Here is a 235-nt window from a genome sequence, read left to right as displayed (position 1 = left end):
TTACCGGCTGGTACCGGGGGCGTGGTCGAATTTGGACTCACGACTGATTTCCCCGCGCTCGCGGGCGCTGAATTGATCCTGAATACGGTGCGTGTAGAAGCCGAAGCTGGGATACTGGGCTTAACGTTGGAGGACGCAGATTCTGACATTACCCCTCTGATCGCTCGTCCAGATCTGGAGATAACTAAGGACCTGCCCGGAGTGGAGATTTCGATAGGGGACGTTTTGGTTTATC

1 protein-coding gene is annotated in these 235 nt (G+C 54.9%); it reads left to right on the top strand.

All coding sequences use genetic code 11. The annotated features are described in order from the left end of the window. Window positions 1-21: 21 nt before the first annotated feature. A partial coding sequence (locus A3709_RS24550; RefSeq protein WP_231871173.1) for a hypothetical protein occupies window positions 22-235 on the top strand: 214 nt, incomplete at its 3' end.

Source organism: Halioglobus sp. HI00S01, from assembly GCF_001635445.1.
Classification (GTDB): Bacteria; Pseudomonadota; Gammaproteobacteria; order Pseudomonadales; family Halieaceae; genus Halioglobus; species Halioglobus japonicus.
This window is presented reverse-complemented; position numbering and strand designations above follow the sequence as displayed.